Annotated in this window: 22 protein-coding genes and 3 tRNA genes; 23 read left to right on the top strand and 2 right to left on the bottom strand. The window is 45.0% G+C overall.

Translation table 11 applies throughout. The annotated features are described in order from the left end of the window. Positions 1-339: 339 nt before the first annotated feature. The 5 genes from EQO05_RS08675 to EQO05_RS08655 all read left to right on the top strand — a co-directional run bounded on the left by EQO05_RS08675 (position 340) and on the right by EQO05_RS08655 (position 4,721). Positions 340-1,458 (top strand): MFS transporter, encoded by a 1,119-nt coding sequence (locus EQO05_RS08675; RefSeq protein WP_128505645.1) that lies wholly within the window; start codon positions 340-342, stop codon positions 1,456-1,458. A gap of 274 nt (positions 1,459-1,732) precedes the next feature. Further along, positions 1,733-2,887, top strand: coding sequence for an MFS transporter (locus EQO05_RS08670; RefSeq protein WP_128505643.1), 1,155 nt, complete (start codon positions 1,733-1,735; stop codon positions 2,885-2,887). Positions 2,888-3,037: 150 nt separating this feature from the next. Continuing rightward, a complete protein-coding gene (locus EQO05_RS08665; RefSeq protein WP_128505641.1) occupies positions 3,038-3,523 on the top strand; it encodes an RNA-binding protein in 486 nt (161 codons plus the stop codon). A 176-nt stretch (positions 3,524-3,699) separates the two neighbouring features. Next, positions 3,700-4,080, top strand: a complete 381-nt coding sequence (gene sepF, locus EQO05_RS08660; RefSeq protein WP_128505639.1) for a cell division protein SepF — start codon at positions 3,700-3,702, stop codon at positions 4,078-4,080. Further along, a complete protein-coding gene (locus EQO05_RS08655) occupies positions 4,077-4,721 on the top strand; it encodes a ZPR1 zinc finger domain-containing protein (RefSeq protein ID WP_128505637.1) in 645 nt (214 codons plus the stop codon). Before sepF ends, EQO05_RS08655 begins: the two co-directional genes overlap by 4 nt. Before the next feature lie 67 nt (positions 4,722-4,788). Here the strand turns inward: EQO05_RS08655 and EQO05_RS08650 are convergent, their stop codons facing one another. Further along, a complete protein-coding gene (locus EQO05_RS08650) occupies positions 4,789-5,010 on the bottom strand; it encodes a hypothetical protein (RefSeq protein ID WP_128505635.1) in 222 nt (73 codons plus the stop codon). A 263-nt stretch (positions 5,011-5,273) separates the two neighbouring features. Here EQO05_RS08650 and proS point away from each other — a divergent pair, with 263 nt between their 5' ends. From proS to EQO05_RS08600, 9 genes are all read left to right on the top strand, one after another. Beyond that, positions 5,274-6,716: a proline--tRNA ligase gene (gene proS / locus EQO05_RS08645; protein WP_128505633.1), complete on the top strand. Its 1,443-nt coding sequence runs from the start codon at positions 5,274-5,276 to the stop codon at positions 6,714-6,716. A gap of 508 nt (positions 6,717-7,224) precedes the next feature. Continuing rightward, entirely contained in the window at positions 7,225-8,274 is a 1,050-nt protein-coding gene (gene cobT, locus EQO05_RS08640) for a nicotinate mononucleotide-dependent phosphoribosyltransferase CobT (protein WP_128505632.1), read from the top strand. A 1,562-nt stretch (positions 8,275-9,836) separates the two neighbouring features. Then, positions 9,837-9,909, top strand: a tRNA-Asn gene (locus EQO05_RS08630). A gap of 108 nt (positions 9,910-10,017) precedes the next feature. Then, positions 10,018-10,092, top strand: a tRNA-Ile gene (locus EQO05_RS08625). 73 nt (positions 10,093-10,165) lie between these two features. Continuing rightward, positions 10,166-10,238, top strand: a tRNA-Asn gene (locus EQO05_RS08620). Between the two features lie 498 nt (positions 10,239-10,736). Beyond that, entirely contained in the window at positions 10,737-11,660 is a 924-nt protein-coding gene (locus tag EQO05_RS08615; RefSeq protein ID WP_128505628.1) for an aldolase, read from the top strand. Between the two features lie 75 nt (positions 11,661-11,735). Further along, on the top strand, positions 11,736-13,169 hold the full coding sequence (gene pyk / locus EQO05_RS08610; protein WP_128505627.1) for a pyruvate kinase: 1,434 nt from the start codon (positions 11,736-11,738) through the stop codon (positions 13,167-13,169). Between the two features lie 198 nt (positions 13,170-13,367). Further along, positions 13,368-14,273 carry a hypothetical protein gene (locus EQO05_RS08605; protein WP_128505625.1) on the top strand — a complete coding sequence of 302 codons (906 nt, stop codon included), beginning with the start codon at positions 13,368-13,370 and terminating at the stop codon, positions 14,271-14,273. Positions 14,274-14,514: 241 nt separating this feature from the next. Beyond that, positions 14,515-14,880, top strand: coding sequence for a tetratricopeptide repeat protein (locus tag EQO05_RS08600; protein WP_240664500.1), 366 nt, complete (start codon positions 14,515-14,517; stop codon positions 14,878-14,880). A 131-nt stretch (positions 14,881-15,011) separates the two neighbouring features. Here the strand turns inward: EQO05_RS08600 and EQO05_RS08595 are convergent, their stop codons facing one another. Continuing rightward, positions 15,012-16,202, bottom strand: a complete 1,191-nt coding sequence (locus tag EQO05_RS08595) for a geranylgeranyl reductase family protein (protein ID WP_128505623.1) — start codon at positions 16,200-16,202, stop codon at positions 15,012-15,014. Between the two features lie 202 nt (positions 16,203-16,404). Between EQO05_RS08595 and nifH the strand changes: the two genes are divergently transcribed. The 9 genes from nifH (at position 16,405) to modB (ending at position 25,864) form a co-directional block, all read left to right on the top strand. Continuing rightward, positions 16,405-17,226, top strand: coding sequence for a nitrogenase iron protein (nifH, locus tag EQO05_RS08590; protein ID WP_128505621.1), 822 nt, complete (start codon positions 16,405-16,407; stop codon positions 17,224-17,226). 43 nt (positions 17,227-17,269) lie between these two features. Continuing rightward, entirely contained in the window at positions 17,270-17,587 is a 318-nt protein-coding gene (locus EQO05_RS08585; RefSeq protein WP_128505619.1) for a P-II family nitrogen regulator, read from the top strand. A 25-nt stretch (positions 17,588-17,612) separates the two neighbouring features. Next, the gene (locus EQO05_RS08580) at positions 17,613-17,993 is read left to right on the top strand and encodes a P-II family nitrogen regulator (RefSeq protein ID WP_128505618.1); all 381 of its coding nucleotides are present in this window, start codon (positions 17,613-17,615) and stop codon (positions 17,991-17,993) included. Then, a complete protein-coding gene (nifD, locus tag EQO05_RS08575) occupies positions 17,993-19,591 on the top strand; it encodes a nitrogenase molybdenum-iron protein alpha chain (RefSeq protein WP_128505616.1) in 1,599 nt (532 codons plus the stop codon). Before EQO05_RS08580 ends, nifD begins: the two co-directional genes overlap by 1 nt. 12 nt (positions 19,592-19,603) lie before the next feature. Further along, on the top strand, positions 19,604-20,974 hold the full coding sequence (nifK, locus tag EQO05_RS08570; RefSeq protein ID WP_128505614.1) for a nitrogenase molybdenum-iron protein subunit beta: 1,371 nt from the start codon (positions 19,604-19,606) through the stop codon (positions 20,972-20,974). Positions 20,975-21,072: 98 nt separating this feature from the next. After that, on the top strand, positions 21,073-22,641 hold the full coding sequence (gene nifE / locus EQO05_RS08565) for a nitrogenase iron-molybdenum cofactor biosynthesis protein NifE (RefSeq protein ID WP_128505612.1): 1,569 nt from the start codon (positions 21,073-21,075) through the stop codon (positions 22,639-22,641). A 13-nt stretch (positions 22,642-22,654) separates the two neighbouring features. After that, the gene (locus EQO05_RS08560; protein WP_128505610.1) at positions 22,655-24,259 is read left to right on the top strand and encodes a nitrogenase component 1; all 1,605 of its coding nucleotides are present in this window, start codon (positions 22,655-22,657) and stop codon (positions 24,257-24,259) included. Positions 24,260-24,262: 3 nt separating this feature from the next. Beyond that, entirely contained in the window at positions 24,263-25,051 is a 789-nt protein-coding gene (gene modA / locus EQO05_RS08555) for a molybdate ABC transporter substrate-binding protein (RefSeq protein ID WP_205793751.1), read from the top strand. 150 nt (positions 25,052-25,201) lie between these two features. Beyond that, positions 25,202-25,864 carry a molybdate ABC transporter permease subunit gene (modB, locus tag EQO05_RS08550; RefSeq protein ID WP_128505608.1) on the top strand — a complete coding sequence of 221 codons (663 nt, stop codon included), beginning with the start codon at positions 25,202-25,204 and terminating at the stop codon, positions 25,862-25,864. The last annotated feature ends 10 nt before the right edge of the window (positions 25,865-25,874 follow it).

Below are 25,874 nucleotides of genomic sequence, written 5' to 3'. Positions count from 1 at the left end.
GAGTGGGGGGTCATATGGGGAGTGGGGGGTATGGTATGTGAAAAAAGTTTCCCGCTCACATTACTTACATTACCCCTATTCAAACTAATTATATAAATAGCTATGCATTCTATCCGGTATATTATAATAAAACCGTGATGTTGCGGTAGTGAGCACGGTCTAGCAGCCAGAAATCAATATTTTTAATGTAGATTATATTACTGTGCAACGGATAAAAATCCTGCAGGGGAGTGAAGAAACCCTTAAGGACTTTTCTGGGAAGTTTTAGCATTCGGCAGGTGGATTTCAGAAAACTGATACAAAGAGAAACTATATACTTAATTAAGGATTTTTAGTGCTATGAACCTTGATAGGCTCTTGATTTACGGAGCAGCTTTTACTATAATGGGGCTCTCTAATGCAGTTATCCCTATCCTTCCGGAGCTTGCGAACCTGAGTGACAGTTCCTCTGGAGAATTTGCGTCAAGCCTGCTCTTTTCAGCCTATTTCCTCGGAGCCCTGGTAACAATGCTTCCATTTGGGATTCTAGCGGACAGGTTCGGAAATTTAAAGTTCATAGGGCTAGGTATCGTTCTGACTGCCACTTCAGGGTTGATAATTCTGTTCTCGGAGGACCTCTGGATTCTTTTGATTGCAAGGTTTATAGAAGGTTCTGCCTGTGGAGCTTTTTTCCCGGCTGCCTTTACAATACTTTCAAAATTCAGTAATCCGGGACGTTATATAGGGGAATTTACCTTCCTTTTCAATGCAGGTCTGGCAGCAGGAGCTTTTCTCTCAGGATTGCTGGCAGAAACCTACCTGAAAGGAGCAATCCTTATCTTTACAATTCTTACTTCACTTTTAACCACTTACCTGTTTTCAAGATACAGAGAACTGGCTTATCCTGAGAGCAAAGAAAGACCAGATGCATTGAAAGGCTCCGACCTTTTCAGAAAACCTTACAGAGATATTAAGAAGCTCTTGAGCCGTGACAACTCAGGGATCTGGCTCAGTTCTTTTCTACTTAACGGAGCAGTTGGAGTGCTTGTAGCCTACTATCCAGACTACAGCTTCGGCACTATAACGAAAGCCCAGCTTGGCATCTCGATTTCCAGTCTATATGTCTGTGCAATGCTTACTTCCCTACTTGGTGGACGCTTCAAGGTAAAAGAGGAAACCTTAATTCGAATAGGGATAGGATTTTCCACCCTCGGAGCCCTCTCTGCAATAAAATATCCCCTGCTTGGATTCTCAAGCCTTGGCGGAGGTTCCGGAGTTGCAACTGTAGGTTTTGCCCTGGCTGTTGCCCGAATGAATGCCTATAGGGGGCTTTCAATGGGACTTTTTAATACGACCACCTATGCAGGGCTTTCCTTTGCTCCGATTATTGCGGGGCTTTTTACAGACATTATGAGTTTTGAAAAGCTGTTTATCGTAAACGGCTGTATTCTGGCAGGTGCCCTGATATTGAGAGAGTGAAGAGCACCAGCAGGTTTAGCCAGGCTTCTACCACAGGCTCATTCCAGCCGAATAATGCAGCATATTGCGTAAGATATTTATTCCACGAGATTTCCTGATATTCAGGAAGATTTATAGAGATAAGTGTATTTTTAGGAATCAGAGTATTCTTAGAGGCGAGAGCAATCTTAGAGATCAGAGTAATGTTTCAATTAAGGGTAAATTGAGAAACCAGGAAAAATAAGCATCGAGTAAATGACCGGTATAAGGCTGAAAACATAAAATCGAAAAGCCTATGAACCCCAAAAAACTAGCACTCTATTCTTCAGTTTTTGCGCTCCAGGGCCTCTCAAACTCAGTAATCCCCGTCCTTCCGGAACTTGCCGGAGGAGACAACGGAGGTTCTGCAGTTTCAACCCTTATATTTTCCGGATATTTTATGGGAGCTCTGCTTGCCCTCGTGCCATTCGGAATCCTGGCAGACCGAGTAGGGAACCTGAAGGTGCTAAGGTTTGGAATGCTGCTGACTGTCCTTTCGGGATTTTTTATCATATTTTCTGACAGCCCTTTGATTATTGGAATTTTCAGATTTCTGGAAGGAGTGGGATGCGGAGCTTTTTTTCCTGCAGCTTTCTCTATAATTGCAGAATGGAAAGACAGCCAGCAAAGCCTTGGGGAATTTAACTTTTTGCTAAACGCCGGGCTGGCTGCAGGTGTTTTCTTTTCCGGGATGCTTGCAGGGATTGGGATTAAAACCGCAATAATTAGCTTCACCTTCCTGGCAGGCGTTTCCTGTATTTTACTTCTATCGAAAGCCGGAAAACTTCTTGCCCATAATAACAGACAGCAGAAGTTTGCGCTTGCGGAGAGTGAAAATCTCGTGATGAAGCAGCAGAATGCTCCTCTACTCCCCGAACTGAAAAGTTACCTGGAAAAAGCCAGTGAAACGCTGTTTAAAACGGATTTCGGGAAAATCTGGGGAATTGCAGTGCTTGTTTATGGGACGACAGGCCTGTTAACAGCAAACTACGCGGATTACAGTGCTGGTTTCCTGACAAAGCCCGAACTCGGACTGGCAATTTCAACTTCTTATGCAGCAGCAATGCTTAGTTCATTGCTCGCAGGCAGGGCAGCTATTAACTCAAAGAATATAATAAAGATAGGGATAATCCTTGCATCAGCAGGTATCCTTCTCTCGGTAAAACTGCCCTTGCTGGCCTTCTTCCTGATGGGGGCAGGAGGAGGGGCCGCAGTCGTAGGGCTGATTATGGCAGTTTCCAGAGTCAGCTCAAGTGGCTTTGCAATGGGGCTTTTCAATACCGGAATTTACGCCGGGCTCGGGCTGGGCCCGGTTTTTGGAAGTTTCTTTCTGGAGCCTTTCGGTTATGAGACCGTATTTCTGGGAAGTGCCTTTATACTGCTTGCAATGCTCTTTGTAGAACTTGAGTAAAAATGCCCTGAATAAATACCTGAATAAAATGAGAAAATACAGCAGAAAAGAGAAATCTGCCTGGGGAGCCATAGAGTTTCACATAAGCTTTAAAAGGCACAAAAACCCTATGCTATAAACAATATATAACATTTGAAATCCGGTGGTTAATTGAAAGTAAAATCAAGAGTTCAGTTGAGGAAGAATATCAGGAATAAAATGTTAAAAGACCTTGTATCCACTTTCGGCGAAGAGATGTCAGAGCTGGAAAATAAAACCCTTGAAAAAATTACCCTTGAAGAATATTCAATTATCCTTGTGGATGGCAAGCCGTTGCTTTTCGAGATTGAAGGACATCTTTTTCCTACTGTTCGCGGAGCTCTTGAGATGGAACTTCAAAAACGCGTCGTAACCGTAGATAAAGGAGCTATCCGTTTTGTTTCAAATGGTGCGGATATAATGGCTCCGGGGGTTGTGGCTGCCGATGCCGAAATAAAAGATGGAGATCTTGTAATCATTGTGGAAGAGACTCATCGGAAACCGCTTGCAATCGGAAAAGCCCTTATGGAAGGACCGGAGATGGTCGAGGCTACTTCAGGTAAAGCCATAAAATCAATAACCCATGTAGGAGACAAACTCTGGAATATGGAGTTCTGAGAGTTCCATAGAATAAAATATATTTTCATTAAACGAAACCTGCGGGCAGGGAACGAAAACTTCCTGAGACAGAAAGAAAATCAGGATCAGCTTTATAATAGCAAAATTAATTAATATAGATTTCAATATAGGACAATACTATCCGAATTTTAAAAAATAAGAAAGGTGTGCACAAAATGGCAAAACTCATAGACAAACTCCTTGGCAGCAATGTAAAAAGTCCAACCAGCCCCGAGGATTATACTGAAATTGATCTCAGCAAGTATGAGGAAGTTCTCGAGGAAGAGCCTGCAGAAACTTATGTAAAGATAGCAGAAGTTTCGAATCTTAACCAGGTTTCCCAGCTAAAGCAGGAGATCTATAACGGAAATATCCTGATGATAGATATTTCGAATATCAGGGGCGATGACCTGCTGAGAGACAGAGTTTTAAAAGAGCTAAAAGATGTTATTGTCGATGTCCACGGGGATATCGCCGGTGTCAAAGGAAATACCGTGATAGTGACCCCTACAGGCGTTAAAATCGACAGATCTAAAATAACTGGTGGAAAATATTGAATCCGGATTTTTTTAAACAGGAAAGGTTTGAGACAAGAATCTGCTGCCCTCTGTGCCAGAGAGATCTTGTTATGAACTGGCAGAGAGATAATATCCCCTACTTCGGGGAGATCATGCATATCAGTGCAAGGTGCCAGTGCAGCTTCCGTTTTGCAGATACTATGATCCTCTCGAGTAAGGAGCCCATGCGCTATGAGATGCCAGTTGAAACCCGGGAGGACCTTGATGCAAGGGTTATCCGTTCAACCTCAGGAACAATCCGCATCCCGGAAATGGGGGTTACTATCGAGCCCGGAACGGCATCGGAGTCTTATGTAACGAATATAGAAGGTATACTGCACCGGGTACGGGATGTCCTGATGACCGCGAGCAGGTGGGTGCAGGGGGACGAAGAGAAAACTTCCCGCAGCCAGGAACTCCTGTGTATGCTCGAAGAAGTAATTCAGGGCAAGAGAAAAATCACAGTCATAGTCGAAGATCCCCTTGGAAACAGCGCAATTATTTCAAAGAAAGTCAAGGCTGTCAAGCTCTCTAAAGAAGAAGCCGAGAAACTAAATACCGGCATGATTGTTTTCGACGTTGACAAATCCGAACTCGTACACGATATTTCAGACAATGTTCAGCCCCTTGGAGGAGATTAATTCTTTTTTCCGGTTTTTCACAGCCTGACAGATTCCGGGGGCATACTTCCAATATAGTTATTTACTTTTATTCCAATAAAGGCAGGATACTACGGGCTATGCAGGCAATCTCACATGAGGGTGCCGCATTCATCAGGATTTCATATCTGCGGATGTGACCGCCCGGAAAACCCCCTGCAGGTTTCAGGAGAAAGGCACAACTGCAGGTATCGTATCTGTATGAGAGCAAGCCACTAAATATCCCGGCAAACTGTGCGTTTTTATCCTGAAGATTACCATTGGCACTCAAACGTGATGCAGGAATTCACGCTGCTCAAAGCTCGACAACTTAAGAGTATATTTAGCTGATCCAGGAGTTTATTTAACCAATCTAAAAATTTGTCTAAGCAATTTAAGAGTACACCTAATCAGTTAAAAAGTATTAAATTAGCTAGAATTATTTTAATAATTTAGGATTTATAATGACGTTAATATTTATTTAATTGATTCAGGATTTATCTAACTAACTCAAGAATTTAAGATTATTTCAAATTGCGATAATACGGTGAAGGTATGGCAGAAAGTGAAAAAGAAGCAGCACTCCCTCCAAAAGGGGAATTCAGCGAATGGTACAACGAACTCCTGTGGATGGCCGAAATAATGGATGTCCGCTATCCTGTAAAAGGCCTCTATGTCTGGTATCCTTTCGGCTTTGCAATTCGCAGGAATACTTATAATATTATAAGGGAAATCCTTGACAACAGCGGGCACCAGGAAACTCTTTTCCCGCAGCTTATCCCTGAAAATGAGTTCATGAAAGAAGCCGAACATATCAAAGGCTTTGAGAATGAAGTATATTGGGTAACCCACGGAGGAAGAGATCCTCTTGACATCCCTCTTGCTCTCCGTCCGACAAGTGAGACTGCTATTTACCCTATGTACAAAATGTGGGTCAGATCTCATGCGGATTTTCCTGTCAAGCTCTATCAGATAGTTAACACTTTCCGTTACGAGACAAAACACACCCGCCCCCTGATAAGGCTCAGAGAGATTACTTCCTTTAAAGAAGCCCATACCGTGCATGCCACCTGGGAAGATGCGGAGGCTCAGGTTAAAGAAGCTGTCAGGCTCTATACTGAGATATACCGCAGGCTTGGAGTCCCCGTGCTCCGGTCAAGAAGACCTGATTGGGACAAGTTCCCGGGTGCAGATTACACCGATGCTATTGACGCGGTTATGCCTGATGGAAAGACTCTTCAGATAGGTACCGTTCATCACCTGGGAGATAATTTCGCAAGGACTTTTGATATTAAGTATGAAGCTCCCGACGGAGAGCAGCGTTATGCTCATCAGACCTGTTACGGGATTTCAGAGAGATCGATTGCAGCTACGATTTCGATCCACGGAGACGACAAAGGACTGATTTTGCCCCCTGAGATCGCACCAGTACAGGTTGTAATTATCCCGATTATCTTCAAGAAGGGAGCAGAAGAGGTGCTTGCAGCCTGCAGGGATGTGCAGGAACGCCTGAAAAAAGCCGGGATGAGAGTTGAGATTGATGCAAGTGATCTCCGCCCCGGAGCAAAGTATTATAAATGGGAAATGAAAGGTGTGCCCATGAGGCTCGAAATCGGGCCCAGAGATCTGCAAAATAATGTTGCTGTGGCTGTCAGGAGAGACACCGGAGAAAAAGAGCAGATTCCGCTTCTTGAGATCGAGGCTACCGTTCGCTCAAGGTTTGAGACCATCCACGAAAGCCTCTATAAAAAAGCCGAGATCGAACTTGAAAACCGCATATTTGAATGTACTGGATTTGAAGAAGTAAAGGAGAAAATCCAGAAGGGGGTTGCAACGATTCCCTGGTGCGGGAACAAGGAATGCGGGCTTGTTATGGAAGATAAAATAGGTGCAGGCATTCTAGGAATTCCTATGGAGCAGAAAAAAGACCGCAAAGAGAAATGCCCTGTCTGCGGCGGAGAAACCGAAACCCGCGTGTACGTAGCAAGAACTTATTAAATAAAAAGCCGTTCTGGCACAAATAACCTGAAAGCCGCTTATCGAACCTGCTCTGGCTTTCATTCTTTTCTTTTTTATTCTACGAAGGTTACTATACAGATCTCCACAATCTGAGTAAGTCCGAAAACAAGAGTCTGAAAATTCAGTTATATCTGAGTATGCACTCAATTGATCTTTAATATAGACTTGCCAGTTATCGAGCGGCTGAGTATGAAAAAAGAGAGAACTAAAGTAAACTTAACTTGATTAATATTAAATTATATTTGTTCGTGGATAAATATTAAATAGTAAGTTGAAGAATTCTCATAAGATTTCCGAAAGAATTAATATTTATCTCAGCCGCAAGCCTTTTCAAAAAAATGTTTGAGCGCAAGCCTTTTCAAAAAAGGCTTGAGCGAAAACTCATGATTTATCTAAACCAGCATAGCCGGAGCGTGATCGACCGGCGCAACGGTCGCGACGCCACGCTTGCAGAGCTACTGTACTTTATCCATTAAGGAGATACGATATGGCCTGGATCGAACCGGAAGTAACCAGAAAACCCAGAAGACCGATGTTTTTATGCGTGCTTTCCAATACCAAAACCGCACATATCCCAAAGCTCTCAGCCGCAGGGAAAACAGCTGAACTTACGGACTATACACCTGCAGGAGATGCGGAACTTATGGAGACTGGAAATATTATCAGCGTGCCAGTTCTTCCCATGACTCCTCCTTATGATACCCCTACTCCTGCAATCATGACCCGTTCGGCACTGAAGCTTACGGACATTCCTTATCACTTTATTAATTCCGGCCTTATTGTAACTCCGGAAGTCCCTTGCATTGACCTGAAGGCTAAGCCCGGAGAAGATATCAGGGAACCGGTTGCAGTCAGGGATGTACAGGGAATTTACGAACGGGCAAAGTTCTTTGCCAGAAGGCTCAGAAACCAGGTAGACCATGTGGTTATTGGAGAAAGTATTCCCGGCGGCACAACAACTGCGATGGGAGTTTTAATGGCCCTTGGGTATAATGGAAACGTTAGCAGCAGTGCCGATGAGAATCCTCTTGAACTGAAGAAGCGAGTTGTAGAAGAAGGCATGAAAGCCTCAGGCTTAACCTTCGGATGCCTGAAAGATGACCCAATGAAAGCTATTGCCTGCATGGGAGACCCGATGATGCCTGCTGTTGTAGGTCTTGTTGCAGGTTTCCAGGACAGTTATATCAGTGTCGTGCTTGCAGGCGGGACCCAGATGGCAGCAGTATATGCCGTGATTAAACATCTGGGATTCAATACGGAAAAGCTGGCACTTGCCACCACCCGTTATGTTGTGGAAGATAAGTCGGCAAACTTTACCGAGCTTACCAGAGAGCTTGGCGTACCCGTAGTCTACGTCGCAGACCCCGGATTTGGGAAGTCCGAACTCAAGGGACTTCACAGGTATGAGACCGGCACAATCAAGGAAGGGGCAGGTGCTGGCGGCGCCATGTATCTTGCGGGGCTTTATGGGATCACGCAGGAAGATTTCAGGTCCGAAGTAGAAAACGTCTGCAAACTGCTCAAAGCAGGGCACTGAGACAGCGCTTTCTGACTGGTTTTACAGAATATACACAGAAATTTTATGTATCTGGTAAAACCAGTTTATTTCATAGTTCTTTTTTTTCAAATAAGCTTCCTTTGAAGGAATATTTTCATCTCTTTTTTCATCCGGAGAGATCTGTATGGGCTATACGATATTAATAAATGAAAAAAAGTAATTTAATAAATGGAAAAAAGTAATTTAATAAATGGAAAAAAATAATTACTTTCTAAAATAAACATAGGAAAATACAATAAAGAAAAGAGAAATAAGAAGTAAAATTATTAAAAATTAAAAACTGAATTTATGAGCCGTTGATGCTCTTTAAAAGCTGAATTTCTCTACTTTTCTAACAATAGCTCCTTTTTTCCAGGTCAGGCACAATTAAAGCGATTCGGGCGCCTTTATAGTGTTCAAAGGTAAAGCTGCCCTGTTCACAGATGTCGGTTTCTGGGATTGGAGGACGTCTAACCCCCTTGATAAATACGCTTCCGAACTCACACATCCACAGCTCCGGCAGTAGTAAAAGGTATTAGAACCCAGGACCTGGCGTTTCAACTCTGTCTGGCATACACCGCAAAACATGGAAATACTTGCATTCCCCATTGCAAAGTCCTCATCCGTAAATCATGATCGAATCCAGTCTTGCAGTACCCACCTTTGTCCAGTACTTGCAAATGCTACAGTACTGGGTCTCTCCATCTGAGCTCACTTTCAGTTTAGCATGGCATTTTGGACATATTTTTAGCCGTTTCGTAAATAAACCCCCTTGAATTTCCATTTTTAAAACTACAAGATTCAGATAGTCAAACGCCCGGAAACCAAAAAGATACCCTGACAACACATAAATTATCCGAAAGGATACCCAGGTACGGAAAAGCAACTGACCCCAAACCTTGAAGTTACATTTGAAGGCTGTTTTTAACCTTTAGCTGACACACATTAATTCCCCTGGACAGGACCACAGATAAAGGCGTTTTAAGCTAAACGAGATATTGCTTAAAAATCAGACCTGCCCGATCTCGCTGCATAATATTACAACAAGTAATCAAATATATTATTCCTGAAAGGATATAAGTTTTGGGTCGAAAAGAACTATTTTTTATATGATAAAGAGGCAAAAGGTTACCTCCTGGTGGAAGAGGGTGTTTCTTAGCGAAGGGCTATATAAAAGGAGAAAGAAATATCAGTTTTATCAACACAAGTAAATAATGTTAATTTAATAAGTATCAGTTTAATTTTATTAATTACATAGAGATTGAATAATATTAGTTGGATGAATAATAAATTGTACAGGAATCAAATAAAGGTATTCATCGAATTAGCGGTAAATGGTTGAAGGGTGAAAATAGCGAAACGGAAGAAGCAGATACTGAAAGTGCCTGTACTGCTCCGCGTTAACAAACCCTCACGTTGTCAGACTTAAAACGCTCGCATTTTCAGATTCTTCAGCCCGGAGGTTGTTTTGAGAACGGTTTCAAGCGAAATATATAAATAATATCATCGCTTTAGGAGTGTTCGCGACAGGGTGGGCAAAACGGGCACATCCGATAACGTAAGCCGCTTTAACTCAGTTGGTAGAGTGTCTGGCTGTTAACCAGAATGTCGTAGGTTCGAGCCCTGCAAGCGGCGTAAAATCTTTGTATTTTTTACTATTCTTTCCATAATAAAAAATACACTTTCAAAAACATTATAATTAAAGTCAACAAAAAGCTACTAATAGCCTTATAAAATCAATAAGGGCCTGTAGCTCAGTCAGGTTAGAGCGCTCGGCTCATAACCGAGCGGTCACCGGTTCAAATCCGGTCAGGCCCATAAACTTTATATCCAAAGAATCTCTTGTATAAGAAGATTCGAAGGTGATACCGGGAATGTTTTCCCCCACAAAGCCGCTTTAACTCAGTTGGTAGAGTGTCTGGCTGTTAACCAGAATGTCGTAGGTTCGAGCCCTGCAAGCGGCGTAAAATCTTACTTTTTGATTTGTGTAAAGTAATTATGCTCTTGCCATTTTTACTTCCTGTCCATTGAGAAGGGGACTTGGAGCTTAGTTTACTTGAATCTGCTTTAGTGCTGTTTCTATTATCTCAACCTGCTCAAAGCTTATTTTAATTATGGACTCGCTTAAGATTTTATTTTACCCGAACTTAGTTTAGGTTCACTTTACCTGAATTCGCTTCAGGATATTCTAAATTAACCAGCCAGCCTATTGATTAAATTTTTAAATTTTCGGAACATACCAGTTTTTAATTGAATAGTTTTTATATTCATACAGGGGGAGTCAGATATTTCAGGAGAGTATTGACAAATGCGATCCCTGAACAAACTTGCTGAGACTTAATAGAAAAATTATAAATGTCGGAACGGGGATAAGGTAGTAAGAAGGATTATAGATAAATACAGTTTCACAGTATTACTACCATCCAACTAATTGTCATCGAATAAAACTGAGGTTTATACATATGGTTTCAATTGATAAAGAGGATGTTATTGTACCTTTAGACGTCCCGAAAGCAATGCGTGAGACATACGTCAACAATTATATGGAAATGACAAAGGGAACCGGCAAGCTAATGCTTTTTGCAGGCGACCAGAAGGTAGAGCATCTTAACGACGATTTTTACGGAGAAGGCGTGCCTGAGGACGATGCTGACCCGGAACACCTTTTCAGGATAGCGTCCAGGGCAAAAATCGGAGTTTTTGCAACGCAGCTAGGGCTTATTGCTCGCTACGGCATGGATTACAGGGACGTACCCTATCTTGTAAAAATAAACTCCAAGACAAATCTTGTTGATACCGCACAGGCTGATCCTTTTAGCAACCTATGGTACGATGTTGACCAGGTAGTTGAATTCAAAGAAAACAGCGGGCTTAAAATCCTTGGCGTAGGATATACAATCTATCTCGGTAGCGAGTTTGAAGCCGAAATGCTTGTGCAGGCAGCCCAGATAATTTACGATGCCCACCAGCACGGCATGTTATCCGTACTCTGGATTTACCCGCGTGGGACTGCAGTAAAAGACGAAAAGGACCCGCACCTTATTGCAGGAGCAACCGGAGTCGGAGCCTGTCTCGGTACGGACTTTGTAAAGGTCAATTATCCGAAAAAGGAAGGGGCAAAGTCTGCCGAGATCTTCAAGGAAGCCATTAAAGCCGCAGGGCGTACCAGAGTGGTTTGCGCAGGCGGTACGAGTGACGAAGCCGAAGCTTTCCTGAAGAAGCTCTATGACCAGATCCATATTTCCGGAGCGCAGGGAAATGCAACCGGAAGAAATATTCACCAGAAACCTCTGGATGAGGCTGTACGCATGTGCAATGCTGTCTACGCAGTCACTGTTGAAGACTCAAGCGTCGAAGATGCCCTTAAGATATATAAAGGCAAATAAAAAAGACCAAGAATACCTGATTAGAAGCAGGAAGACGGCATTGATCAGGGATTAAACATAAAAGGCCGTGTAAATATGCAGATTCCGGACCATAAGACAAAGATCGTCTGCACCATAGGCCCGGCTTCCTCTTCCGAGGAAGTAATCAGGGAACTTGTGCTTGCTGGCATGAATGTAGCAAGGATCAACTTTTCCCACGGAAGCTTTGAAAGCCATAGCGAGGTAATCCGTAGAGTCCGCAGGGTCGCAGCTGACCTTGACAGGACAATTGCGATTCTTGCCGACCTGCCTGGCCCGAAGATCCGTATAGGAAAGCTGGAAAAAGAACCGATTATGCTTCACAAAGGAAACTATGTGACCCTTACGGTTGACGAAATTCTCGGAAATGAGAAACGCATTCCCGTTGGCTACAAACAGCTTCCCGAAAGTGTATCTCCGGGGAGCCTTATTTACTTGAGTGATGGTTTTATCCAGCTCCGCTGCCTGGAGGTTTCTGGAAAAGATGTATTTTGCGAGGTTCTTGTGGGGGGACAGCTTTATTCTCAAAAAGGGCTGAACCTGCCCGGGGCAAAGATCTTCGTTGACCCTGTAACCGGAAAGGACCTTAAAATCCTTGAGTTCGCTATGAATGAGGGGGTTGACACTTTCAGTATCTCTTTCATAGAAAATGTTGAGGATATTCGTAAGGTCCGGGATTTCGCTGCAGCCAGAGGAAAGTCTGTATATATTGTTGCTAAAATCGAGCGCAGGGAGGCTGTAGAAAACATTCAGGAGATTCTAAAAGAAACCGATGCACTTATGGTTGCCAGAGGAGATCTCGGAGTCGAGATCCCTATTCAGGAAGTGCCCTCAGTCCAGAAAGAGCTTATCCAGAGTGCGAAACTTCTCGGAATTCCGGTAATTACAGCCACTCATATGCTGGCTTCAATGACCGATAATATAAGACCTACCCGCGCAGAGGCGACAGATGTTGCCAACGCAATCCTTGACGGCACGGATGCGGTCATGCTTTCAGAAGAAACGGCGGTTGGTGATTATCCTGTAGAAGCCGTTGAGATGATGGCAAAAATTGCAAAAACCACAGAAAACTGGCGTTCCCGGACGAAATGGGGACTTGACACGATTATCAAGGGTATAACGGAAAAGGAAATGTCAGTGGATGAGGTAATAACCCTGCAGGTGCATGAAGCCCTGCAAAAACTGCCGGTTGCAGCCGTACTGACCCCCACAAGAAGCGGAGCAACCCCGCGCAGGATTTCACGCTTCAAGCCCGAAACCTGGATTCTTGCGTTCAGCCGTGTACCCGGAGCCTGCGGCTTTCTCTCTCTATCCTATGGAGTTTATCCTGTTCTTGTAAAAGAAACAATAGAGAGCTGGGAAAAGGAAACTACGAAAAAAGCCAAAGAACTGGGTTTTGTAAAAAGCGGGGATATCGTCATATTCACACAGGGTCCCTCTTTAGGAAAACCCGGAGGCACGAATATGCTTAAAATTCTCACCCTTGAGTGAAAAAGGCGGCAGATTGTTCAGGGCAAAAGACTTCAGAAACCCTTTCAGTCAAATATACAGAATCCAGTTGGGGAGAAAACATTAGAAAACTTCTTATGTTATAGATCTCAAACCAGAATATTTAGACAATATATTTAGAGACCAAGTGCATGATCTCTACTGTCAGAAAAATTAACTTTATTTTATGAGGTTTCATTGATGAAACGAAAGGACCCAGCAACAAAAAACCAGAAATATCTGGCTGTTTTTTTGGCGTTTACAATGCTTATGTCAGTCTTTATGATCCTCTTTTCAGGAGACTCAAATAATGATAGCGATAATGATGTTTCCGCTACAGAGAACGGAGAGGGAAATCTTACGGTTTCTTTTTCTCAAATCCCTGGCAAGCAGGTTCACCATAAGTTCAATTCCATTGCTGACGGGTTGAACATGACCCCCGAAGGGGTAATAATTGCTAGATATGTAGACCTGCAGAAAACGACAGGCACCCCATTTGAACAAATCTTCGGGAATGTAACAATGATGGATTCTTTTTATGGGGCAGATGTAACAAGATTCTACGGCTCAAGTTATGCTGACGGAAAAGAATTCGAACTTCACCAGATTCCGGAGCAGAAGATCCTCATGCCCTGGGGAGCAATCTCGTACGATGAGTATAATTTCCTTGCAAGGACAAATAATACCCATGACATATGGAATGTGGTAGGAAGCCCTGTGATTCTTGGCTCCCGCCAGAGCGTGAAAGAAGTAATTGACGTGCTGGAAGGAAATGCAACTGCTACAACCGAATATGATAACCTCCTGAGCCAGGCGAATCCGGAAGGAAGCTTCTACCAGGAAGTTGCTACAAAAACGAATTTAACTGACATCCCGGCCGATCAAGCCTATATGGAATTTAAAAAGCAGGATGACGGAAATTACAGGCAGACATCCATTTACCTGAATCCCGAACCAAAATTAATTGAAAAAATCCAGGCCCTGCAGGCAAACTCTACCGAACGCGGTGTAACCTATAACGTGACTATGTCAGGAGAGATTACCAAATTAGTAATAACCTCCGACTTTGGAAGCTTACTTAATGAAACACAGCTGCTTGCACAGTAAGCTTTCAACTTTTTTCTTTTTTGAATATCTCTTCTTTGAATAGTTTTTCCTTGAATATCCTTCTTTAAACATCTCTTCATTAAATAGTTCCTTCTTAAAATACTCTAAATTTTTAATTACCTTATCCTGTATTGGAATTTATTTTCGATTTGACAGTCCAGATTACACTATGTTTTTGCTGTCCCGGTCAACAGAATAAATATCTATTTCTACCTGTCAGACAATGTTAGAATGGGAAGTGATGCCATTGGGATTTCTGGACAGCTTATTCAAGAAGAAAGTAGAAGGCAAAACCGCAGAGGAATGGTATGCGCTTGGGGTCAGGGAAAACGATCCCGAAAAAAAGATCGAGTATTTCGATAAGGTTCTGAAGCTGAAACCTGATTTCGCAGGAGTCTGGAACCTGAGAGGGCTTGAGTTCGTAGTCCTCAAACGGTACGAAGAAGCTATTGCTTCCTTTGATAAAGCCCTTGAGATCCGGCCTGTCTACCCGGAAGCGAAATACAACAAGGAAGATGCAGAAACCGAATTAAGAAAGATAAAGGCATCCGAAGCAAAAGCCGGAGAGAAGGGAGAAGAAGGAACTGTGGAAAGGAAGGAGACGTAAAAAGGGAAGATTATTTCTCAAGCTCTTTTATTCTACCTCGCCTTTTATCGGATAATACCGGTCTTCCTTTTTCCATGAAGATTATTTCTCTCCCTTCCATGCAGATTATTTTTTTCCAGGTTTTCCGAATTTCACTTTTTTCCCCGGTTCAGTGCCTGCAGTCCCAGTCTTACAGGAGCAGGGAGTTTCCCGCATTGCATAACTTTCATCTGTTCAGGGGAGATGAGTTTGAAAGCTGTATTCATGAGAGTATCGGATTTCATAACCCCATCCATAAGCTGCCTTGCCTGTACCGATGTTTCAAGTGCGGATCCGAACTGAGCCCGCCATCTGCGGTCATACTCATCAAGCCTGCACTTTCCGGCTGCAAACTCGGCTGCAGTTTCTCCTGCTATCTTTCCGGCAATCATTGCGGGAGGAATTCCACCGCCGTTTGTTGCGAAAATCTGGCCTGCCGCATCCCCTACAATCAGAGAGTCGCAGGTTGCGGTCCTTTTCGGAGCGCCGTTTACAGGGATAATGCCTGCAATCACATTCATTACTATGCCGTTTTTTAATTTCGGCCCTGCAAAAGGATGATCCCTCATAAAACGATGCAGATATTCTTTTGCAGAGATCCCTCTCTCAGCCATTCCGCTCCGGATCCCAATTCCCACATTTGCCCGGTCTTTGCCTTCGGGAAAAATCCAGGCGTAACCGCCAGGCACGAAATCCTTTCCGAAATACATCTCCAGAGCAGAGGGGTCGATATCCACGTTCCTGACCTGGTATTCTATAGCAACCGAGGTTTCTCTTGATTCGGGTTTAAGGACAAGCCCTTTTGATCTTGCTACAAGGGAATTGGGACCGTCGGCTCCTATGATAGCCTTTGCTTTAATTCTGTGTTTCCCGAAGATTCCTGAGATTTCAACCGTCGTGTCCTCAATTTTCGTTACGCGGGTTTTGACCATCAGCTCAGCCCCTGCTCTTGCTGCCTCCTCGGCAAGGAACTGGTCATACCTGCGCCTGTCAAGCACTGCGCCCCTGACAGCGAACTCTTTTATACTGCAGTTGGGAGGGATAATGCGCTGAGTATTAATCCGCTGCAGTACGCAGGAATCGGGATAGTTCCTCAGCGTATCCGGCAGCGTGGAATCACGGAGCAAAGCCTGGACTTCCGAAGCATCGGGAAGAAAGCCGGCACACTGAATAGGGCTGCCTATCTCTCTTTTTTTGTCAAGGAAAAGCACCGAAGCGCCGCTTTTTGCAGCATAGAGAGCGGATGTAGAGCCTGCAGGACCTGCGCCTACCACAATTACATCATAAGAGGCTTCGGGTGTCATAATGGGTCTTCCTGTTATTCATTTTTTGAGTCTCAATTTACTGGGAACTATTTATTAATCCTTTCCTGATGCTCACAAATAAATGCAATTAATAATAAGAGATTTTTTTCAATGAATAGAAAGTTATAAATAATATCAAATAGTACAACGGTTACCGGCTTCCCATGGCTGATGGAAAGCAAATAAAAAGAAAGGTTAAAAGATGAGACAGATAGCAATCTATGGAAAAGGTGGCATTGGAAAATCCACTACCACGCAAAATCTGACCGCGGCCCTTTCGACTATGGGCAACAAAATTCTGCTTGTAGGATGCGACCCGAAAGCAGACTCCACCAGAATGCTGCTTGGCGGCCTGAACCAGAAAACTGTACTTGATACTCTGAGAAGCGAAGGGGACGAAGGGGTTTGTCTTGAGACTCTCGTGCAGCCTGGCTTTGGCAGCATAAAATGTGTGGAATCCGGAGGCCCTGAACCTGGTGTAGGATGTGCAGGCAGGGGAATTATCACCTCAATCGGGCTGCTCGAAAACCTGGGAGCATATACCGATGACCTTGACTATGTATTCTATGATGTACTCGGTGACGTCGTATGCGGTGGGTTTGCAATGCCAATCCGCGAAGGAAAAGCCAAAGAGATTTACATAGTTGCCAGTGGGGAGTTAATGGCAATCTATGCTGCAAACAACATCTGCAAAGGGCTTGCCAAATTTGCCAAAGGTGGAGCCCGTCTGGGAGGCATCATTTGCAACAGCAGGAATGTTGATGGAGAGCGTGAACTCCTTGAAGCTTTCGCAAAGAAACTCGGAAGCCAGTTAATTCACTTCGTGCCCAGGGACAACATTGTCCAGAGGGCGGAAATCAACAGAAAGACTGTCATTGACTATGACCCCGAATCCAACCAGGCAAAAGAATACCTGACCCTCGCCCACAATGTCCAGAACAACACCAAACTTGTTGTCCCGACCCCGCTTCCGATGGAAGAACTGGAAGCTATGATGGTGGAATTCGGAATTGTCGAACTGTGAATTGTGGAGCTATAATTGCTGAAATACAGAGGAGAGGAAAACGATGCAGATGATACGTGCAATTATCAGGCCTGGCATGGAAACCAGAGTTGTCGAGAGCCTGGAAAAAGAGGGCTGTATTTCCCTTACAAAAATGGAAGTCTTCGGAAGAGGAAAACAGAAAGGAATCCATATAGCCGATATCCACTATGACGAACTTCAGAAAACCATGCTTCTGATAGTGGTTGAGGATGAACACAAGGACATGGTTGTAGAAACCATAATGGAATCCGCAAGAACCGGAAAATACGGAGATGGGAGAATCTTCGTAAGCCCGGTAGAAGAAGCCTATACCATAAGGACTGGAAAGGCAGGACTTTAAACCCGGATTTTCGGAGGAGAATCCCATGAAAGAGATTACTGCGATAATCAGGATGAATAAAGTCCAGAAAACCAAAGACGTCCTTCTGGAATGTGGCTTTCCTTCATTCACCGTAAGAAGGGTAATGGGCCGGGGAAAGCAAAAAGGGCTCTGCTTTGAATTTGATCCTCCCCTACCTGATCCCGGAGATAAGGAGTCCGAAACCTGTATTCGCTTCATTCCGAAAAGGATGTTCACGGTTGTAGTGGACGATAAAAGTGTCGATGAAGTAGTTCAGAAAATCATCGAGGTAAACCAGACCGGGAATGTCGGAGACGGGAAGATTTTCGTGTCAGATATTGGTGAAGCGCTCCGCATCCGGACAGGAGAAAGCGGAGAATCGACCGTAAGTAAGGAGCTGATGTAATGGGAGCTGAAATCGACCAGGGAATTGAAGATAGACAGAAGCTTGTTGACGACACGCTGAAGGTGCTCCCGGAAAAAGCTGCAAGGAACAGGAGAAAGCACATCGTTGTCAGGGACTGTTCCGCCGAACAGCATATCGAAGCCGACGACAAGGTAATCCCTGGCATCATTACAAACCGCGGATGTGCTTTTGCAGGCTCAAAAGGTGTGGTTTTTGGGCCGATCAAGGACATGGTACATCTGGTCCACGGTCCCATTGGCTGTGCATACTTTACCTGGGGAACCAGACGAAACCTTGCAAAAGCTGAGGAAGGGGAGGATAACTTCAGTAACTACTGCGTATGCACGGACATGAGGGAAACTGACATTGTTTTTGGTGGCGAGAAAAAACTAAAGAAAGCTATTGACGAGGTTGTAAAGATCTTCAAGCCCGAAGCAATCAGTATCTCTGCAACCTGCCCGGTAGGGCTTATCGGAGACGATATCGAAGCCGTTGCCAGGCAGGCTGAAAAAGAGTACGGGATCAAGGTAATCCCCTCCCGCTGTGAAGGGTACAGGGGAGTCAGCCAGTCGGCAGGCCACCACATTGCAAGCAACGCCCTGATGGAAAATCTGATCGGAACCGAGGAGCTTGAAAACCCAACACCCTTTGACATTAACGTATTCGGAGAATATAACATAGGAGGAGATTTCTGGGAAGTAAAGCCTATCCTTGAAAAAATAGGATACAGGATTGTATCGACCTTCACAGGCGATGGATCTTTCCATAAGCTTGCACAGGCACATAAAGCAAAACTCAGCATCCTGCTCTGCCATCGATCCATCAATTACACAAACCGCATGATGGAAGAAAAATACGGGATTCCCTGGTTAAAGGTCAACTACATAGGTACAAAAGCTACTGCAAAATCCCTCCGAAAAATGGCAGAGTTCTTTGATGATCCTGAGATTACCAGAAAAACCGAGGAAACTATTGCCGAAGAAAAAGCGAAATACGGAGCTGAAATCGAAAGATACAGGAAAAAGCTCCAGGGAAAAACCGCCTTTATTTATTCTGGAGGCTCCAGAAGTCATCATTATGCTAACCTCTTCGAAGAACTTGGCATGAAAGTTGTTGTTGCAGGCTACCAGTTCGCCCACAGGGACGACTATGAAGGCAGGCAGATTATACCCCAGATTAAGGAGAACGCGCTTGGCTCGATTCTGGAGGATGTACACTATGACAGAGATGAGAATATCAAACCCGCAGTTAGCCCGGAACGGATTGAGGAGCTGAAAAAGAAAATCGGGCTCATGGACTATGAAGGGCTTTTCCCTGAGATGAAAGATGGGACCATTGTTATTGATGACCTTAACCATCACGAGACAGAAGTCCTAGTAAAAGCCCTTAAACCTGACATCTTCTGCTCCGGAATCAAGGATAAGTACTGGGCCCAGAAGCTTGGAATCCCTTCAAGGCAGATCCATTCTTACGACTACAGCGGAAGGTATACTGGGTTTTCCGGGGTCCTGAATTTCGCAAGGGATATTGACATGGCTCTGCACAGCCCAACTTGGAGATTCATACGCCCGCCCTGGAAAGCCGGAGAAATGGAGTAAGGAGGGAGAAAAATGTTAGACTACACCTCATGTGAAGAAGTAACCAGAGAAGCCGTAACTATTAACCCTGCAAAGATCTGCCAGCCTATAGGCGCAGTTTATGCAGCCCTCGGCGTACATAACTGCATGCCGCACAGCCACGGGTCCCAGGGCTGTCTTTCTTACCTGCGCATGTGCCTGAGCAGGCATTACCGTGAAAGCGCTATGGCTACGACCAGCAGTTTCTCGGAAGGGACTGCCGTTTTCGGAGGGGCAGGAAATCTCAAGGAAGCCCTTGGAAACCTGACTGCAATCTACAAACCCGAAGTAATTGCCATCCACACCACCTGCGTAGCCGAAACCATAGGCGATGATGTGGGAGTAATTATAGAAGATGTGAAGGCAGAAGAGTTAATCGACCCCTCAATAAAGGTATGTGCAGCCTCAACCCCGAGTTATGTAGGTACTCATGTCACTGGCTATGATAATATGGTTAAGAGCTTCGTGACCACCTTTGCCAAGAAGAGCAAGCCGAACGGGAAACTCAACATTATTCCGGGTTTTGTGGAGCCTGCGGATATCCGGGAAATCAAACGCTTACTCTCAATTATGGGAATCTCAAGTATTGTTTTCCCGGACACGACTGATGTCTTCGATGCCCCTCTAACCGGAGAAAGCCGTATGTATCCGAAAGGTGGGACTCCAATAGGGGATATAGAGGATTCTGCAAACTCTCTAGGAACAATCGCGCTCTGCAGGATGGCAGGAGGCTCGCCTGCAAAAATCCTTGAAAACCGCTACAAAGTCCCGGCAAAAATAGGACCCACTCCCATAGGTATCCGAAATACCGACCGTTTCATCATGAATGCAGCAAAGCTTGCCAGTGTGGCGATTCCTCCCGAACTTGAGGATGAAAGGGGAAGGCTTGTAGATATGATGACTGATGCGCACCCTCATTATCATGGGAAGAAAGTAGCATTATATGGAGACCCTGATATCATTGCAGGCCTGACCAGTCTTGTGCTGGAAATGGGTATGGAACCTGGTGTTGTGCTCACGGGAACCCAGAGTTCGGAGTTTGAAAAAGAGATAGAGGCACTTATAGGCTCTGAGTACCCGGAAGCTGATATCATCTCCAGAGGAGACCTTTTCACACTCCATCAAATAATCAAGCGAAAACCTGTGGATCTCCTTATAGGGAATACCTACGGGAAATTCGTAGCAAGGGCAGAGGATGTGCCCCTTGTAAGGGTGGGCTTCCCGATTATGGACAGGGCGAACCTGCACTACTTCCCGATCATGGGATACGCAGGGGCTGCAAGACTGGTAGAGCGTATAGGAAATACCCTGCTTGACAGGAAAGACAGGGATGCCCCTGACTGGCTGCTTGAGACCATCCAGTAAAGCACCTTTTAGAAGATAAACCGAACGACCGGATTAACCTGATAACCGGAAAACTGCCGCTGCAAACCTGAAAACCGAAGCAGAGGAGAGTGAAGGAAGTGAAAGAGAAAATTGAGATAGTGGATACTCTCGAAGAAAGAAAGCCCTATATTGCCAGAAAACAGAAAAAGGGGCAGGAAATCCCCCTTGCCTGTGATAACAATTCCCTTGCAGGAGCGATTAGCCAGCGAGCCTGTGTATATTCGGGAGCCAGGGTTATCTTAAACCCGGTAACCGATGCCGTTCATCTCGTCCACGGACCTATAGGCTGTGCAGGCTATACCTGGGATATAAGGGGTGCAAAATCGAGCGGGATTGAGACGAACCGTACCAGCTTCAGCACGGATATGAAAGAGCTCGATGTAGTATTCGGAGGAGAGAAAAAACTCTCAAACGCGATCGACGAACTGGTTGGACTATACCGCCCGCCTGTTATTTTCGTGTATTCCACCTGCATAGTCGGGATTATAGGAGACGATCTGGAGTCCGTATGCAAAACTGCAAGCCAGAAACACGGAATCCCTGTAATCCCTGTTAAATCCGAAGGCTTCAAAGGCAACAAGTCCGACGGGTACAAGGCTGCCTGTGACGCCTTAAAAAAGCTGATTAGAAGGCCAGGCGAAGGTGAAATCACGAAAAAAAGCCCCAGGCATCCTGAAACTATAAAATCGAAGATTAACATCCTGGGGGATTTCAACGTGGCAGGCGATGTCTGGCTCATAAAGCCCCTCTTTGAACAGATGGGAATCGAGGTCATAGTCTCAATGACAGGGGATTCGACTGCAAACTCCATTTCAAGAGCTGCTGAAGCCGACCTTAATCTCGTCCAGTGCAGCGGGTCTATGACCTATCTTGCTAAATGGATGCAGAGAGAGTATAGGATCCCGTACTTAACAGTGAGTTTCTTCGGAATCGAGGATATTTCCCTGGCTCTGCGTAAGACTGCGGATTATTTCGGCTCCGAACTTATGAAAGAACATGCTGAGAAGTTTCTGGAATCCGAGATAAGCCGTATAATGCCTGAAATCTTGCGAGTTAAGGAAAGGGTAAGAGGAAAAAAAGCCGCCATTTACATGGGAGGGCCTGCGAAAGCTCTTACACTTATCAAAGGTTTTTCAGAACTGGGCATGGAAGTAGTCATTATCGGGACCCAGACCGGGAAAAAAGAGGATTACGAACAGATCAGTTACTCGGTCAGGGAGGGAACGGTCATTGTGGACGATGCAAACCCGCTTGAGCTTGCCGAGTTGCTTGTGAAACAGAAAGCCGACCTTATGGTTGCAGGCGTAAAAGAGAGATTTATCGCATACAAACTGGGAGTTGCTTTCTGCGACTTCAACCATGACAGGGTTGTGGAGTTCGAAGGTTTTGATGGCTTTGTGAACTTTGCACGGGAAGTAGATGCTTCTATCAACAGCCCTGTCTGGAAAGCTGTAAGACAGAGAATTCTGAAACCCGAAGCAAAAGAATCAGAGGAAAGGTCAGGGAGAACAAAAAGACCAGAAGTAAAAGAAAAGATTCCAGGCGAACCGTACGCCGGAGAGTATAAAGAAATAACCATTGGACCAGGTATCGAGCCGGACTTTCTGAACCCGGAGCCGGATACTGCAGTTGAAAGCCAGGCATGAGGAGGGAACCGAAATGACCAAAAGAAACTATGCTACCGTAAACCCCTGTGTCATGTGCCAGCCCATGGGAAGTGCCCTTGCGTTCAGGGGGATTGAAAACACAATGGTTCTCTACCACGGTTCCCAGGGCTGCAGTACCTATATGCGCCTGCATCTTGCCCATCACTTCAGGGAACCTGTGGATATTGCATCAAGTGCTCTCAGTGAAAAAGGGGCAGTATACGGAGGCAGGGAAAACCTGAAAAAAGGGTTGAGAAACGTGATCAACAGGTACAACCCGAAAGTGATAGGAGTTGCCACTACCTGCCTTGCCGAAACAATAGGAGATGATGTGCCTGCGATTATCCGGGAGTTCAAAGAAGAGGAAGGGCTCGGAGACGACCCTGAAAAAGATATAATAATCATTCCCGTTTCCACTCCCAGTTACGGGGAAAGCCATGTAAGCGGGTATATAAAAGCCCTGGATGCTGTTGTCAGGAAGTTTGCAGAAAAACAGGAAGAACAGGGAAAGCCAGAAAAGCCAGAGAAAACGGAGAAAGCAGAAAAACCGGAGAGAACTAAACTTTCCAGAGGCATTGAGATCATGGATTACATGGAAAGCATGGAAATTATGGAATATACAGAGATCATGGAAAAAGGGAAGGCTGAAGGAACTTCACTGGAAGCGGAAGGTTTTGATACGAAAGAACTCGCAAAAGGCAAACTCAATGTTATCCCTGTCGAGAGTCTCTCTCCAGCCGATATACGGGAATTGAAAGAAATCCTTGAGATTATGGCTGGAGAGTATGTTTTCATGCCTGACATTTCCGAAACCTTTGACGCTCCTTTGAGAGAGGATCTCCCGAGGATTGCAAAGGGCGGCACTCCTCTTTCCGAGATTGCCGATATGCCGAACAGCCGGGCAAGCCTTGGCCTGGGCATAGTCAGCAAGAACCTCGCACTTGAATACCTGCGAAAATCGCATGGTGTACCCGGGCGCAATGTTCCTATCCCTATCGGGCTTTCAAATACGGACAGTTTCTTTACTGAACTGGCACACATCTTTGGCTGCCCCATTCCTGAGAAGTACCAGAGAGAAAGGGGCAGGCTTCTCGATGCAATGGTGGATGTGCATAAGTATCTTTATGGTGTAAAAGCCGCGGTCTACGGAGATCCTGACCTGGTATTTAGCCTGACGACCTTTATGCTGGAACTCGGGATGCATCCTGTGCTGATAGCTACAGGGAGTGAAAGCCGGGACTTTGGGAAGAGAATCGAGCAAGTTTTTGAAGAAAAGCCGGAATTAAAATATTCGGCTCTGGATGGAATTGATTTTGATAGTCTCAATGATGCGATTACTGAATGCAACCCTGAGATCCTGATAGGAAACTCCAACGGGAGATATATTGCAAAAGCAAGGGATATTCCACTTGTAAGGGTCGGCCTGCCAATACATGATAGAGTAGGCGCACAGCGTATTCTTACTGTGGGGTACAGGGGAGCTATGGAACTGCTGGACAGGCTTACCAATGCGATTCTTGAAGCAACGGATACCTTCACAGCACCGGTACAGGTAGGATCTACAGCATACACCGGAAAGCGAATTGAGGAAGAATGTGTTAAAGGGGCGGATGAGTGAGCTATGGCAGGAAAACTGATGCTTTCGGTCCTTGCAGCATTACTCTGCCTTTGCCTTGTAACAGTACTCGCAGTCTCTCAGGAATCAGAAGAGCAGCCTACAACAATTACGGTTTCAGCTGCTACAAGCCTTACTGAAGCATTTACTGAGATTGCAAAAGAGTTTGAAGCTGCCCATCCTGATACGAAGGTTGAGCTTAACCTTGCAGGCTCAGGTACGCTTCGAATGCAGATTGAAGCCGGGGCGCCTATTGATGTATTCGCGTCGGCTTCCGAAGATCATATGGATGCCCTTTCGGAGAAAAACCTGATTGAAGAAGATTCAAGAAAAGACTTTGCAGGAAATACCCTTGTGATGATAGTGCCTGCAAATAGCGGTTCCGAAGCCCCGGAAACCCTGGAAGACCTGACTGCGGAAAATGTAGAAAGGATTGCAATCGGAGCCCCTGAAAGCGCTCCTGCAGGAAAATATGCCGACCTGGCGCTGAAAGAAGCCGGTATTCGTCAAGTAATCGACGATAAAACCATCTTTGCGGAGAATGTCAAACAGATCCTCACTTATGTAGAGGCAGGAGAAGCCGATGCAGGTTTCGTATACATGACTGATGCTGAAAGCGGGAATCGAGTCCTTTACAGAATAGCGTGCACTGTTCCAGTCAGTCAACCGATTTCCTACCCTATAGCAATTGTCAGTACAGCGGAAAATAAGGATAAAGCTCAGGAGTTTACGGATTTCGTAACTGGAGCCAGAGGACAGGAGATCCTGGCAAAATATGGTTTCAATTCACCATGAAACATTATCATAGAACTTTATCATGAGCATTATTATAAAACAAATCCTGGACAGAAGAGTCCTGGACAGAAGGAAGAAAAGAAGCCAAAAACCGGAAAGAGTGAGAATACCCGGCACAGGAAAATATGGAATTAGACAGAGAGGGATTTAATGGAAACGCTTCAATCGGTCATAACTCCGCTCCTGCTCACACTCAGGATTGCTACCGTTTCATCCTTATTTGTGACACTGCTGGGAATTCTAATTGCATATGTACTGGCAAAGCGGGAGTTTACCGGAAAATGGCTGGCTGATGTGCTCGTGACCCTGCCCCTGGTTCTGCCTCCTACTGTAACCGGGTATATCCTTGTACTCTTGCTGGGGAAAAACGGAGTTTTCGGAGGTATTTTTTTCAGAATTACCGGGGATGGAATACTCTTTACCTGGCAGGCGGCAGCCGTTGCAGCTTTTGTCGTCTCTTTGCCCATGATGGTAAAAACCGCCACCTCGGCTATCGGGGCAGTTGACCGGAATATTGAGGAGGCTGCCTGCATTCTCGGGAGAAGCGAATTCGAGACTGCGCTCTTCATAACCCTGCCCCTCGCAAAGAAAGGAATAATTGCAGGCTGCATATTGAGTTTTGCAAGGGCTGTGGGAGAGTTCGGAGCGACCCTGATGGTCGCAGGAAATATCCAGGGAAAAACCAGTACCATGCCCCTTTCGATCTACGGGGCATACCAGGCAGGAAATAATGAACTTGCGAACCTGCTTGTGCTTGTCCTGATTGTCATATCCCTCATAACTATTGCAGCTACCAGTAAACTCGGAGAATGATAAAGAAAAA

The sequence above is a fragment of the Methanosarcina sp. MSH10X1 genome (assembly GCF_004099695.1).
In the GTDB taxonomy this organism is placed as follows: Archaea; Halobacteriota; Methanosarcinia; order Methanosarcinales; family Methanosarcinaceae; genus Methanosarcina.
This window is presented reverse-complemented; position numbering and strand designations above follow the sequence as displayed.